This is a genomic window from Phytobacter sp. V69, assembly GCF_965644215.1.
Classification (GTDB): Bacteria; Pseudomonadota; Gammaproteobacteria; order Enterobacterales; family Enterobacteriaceae; genus Phytobacter.
Map to the genome: position 1 here is coordinate 1 of NZ_CBFFRL010000497.1, position 602 is coordinate 602.

General features: G+C 43.0%; 2 protein-coding genes. Both read left to right on the forward strand.

What is annotated here, in order from left to right; translation table 11 throughout:
* The first annotated feature begins 75 nt into the window (after positions 1-75).
* Positions 76-291, forward strand: a complete 216-nt coding sequence (locus ACSZPU_RS26200; RefSeq protein ID WP_499004542.1) for a hypothetical protein — start codon at positions 76-78, stop codon at positions 289-291.
* A gap of 63 nt (positions 292-354) precedes the next feature.
* Complete coding sequence (locus ACSZPU_RS26205; RefSeq protein ID WP_499004543.1) at positions 355-579, forward strand: hypothetical protein; 225 nt, start codon at positions 355-357, stop codon at positions 577-579.
* The last annotated feature ends 23 nt before the right edge of the window (positions 580-602 follow it).

The following is a 602-nucleotide window of genomic DNA, read 5'->3' on the forward strand; positions in this document are numbered from 1 at the left end:
TTCAGGCAACCGTCTGTGGTGTTTGCAGAGCTAAGATTGGCGGCTTAGCGTTGCACTTCGGAGTTGAATCCGCCCATGACTAAACAATCCGGTAAAGATAATTTGACCCGGGATGAACTTATTCGTGAAGCAATAGGATTTGCCGCAACATATTTGATTAAACGAAATATACCTGTGACGACGCGCGGGTTAAACCAGACTCTTCTGATGGAAGAAGAGAAAACCGATAACTCTGAACGAAAGGCCATTTATCAGGAAGCGAGAAAAATGGTTTTGCGTAAAATGCAGTAAATAAATGAATCAGGCTGTAAGAGTTTTTATATTGCAGCCTGATTCATCAAATATAAGGAGGAGATGATGGCAGCAAAAGAAGCGCATAATGTCACTGAAATTCTTATTCGTAAGGCGTTGGCGCATTTACTTGAGTGCGGCGCGGAAATAACACATGACACATTGATTCTTACTCTTGATGATAAGCGCAAGAATTCATCCGATCCTGACCTTCGAATGGACTATTGTCGGGCGATATACCCAGAATACTTCGAGTTGCAGGAGCCAGTGAACCCAAGTCAATCGTAGGGATAGGTTGTTTAAGCACTACC

Coding starts and splice junctions, on each gene's coding strand:
- ACSZPU_RS26200 (WP_499004542.1), top strand. CDS start 76: ATGACTAAACAATCCGGTAAAGATAATTTGACCCGGGATGAACTTATT.
- ACSZPU_RS26205 (WP_499004543.1), top strand. CDS start 355: ATGATGGCAGCAAAAGAAGCGCATAATGTCACTGAAATTCTTATTCGT.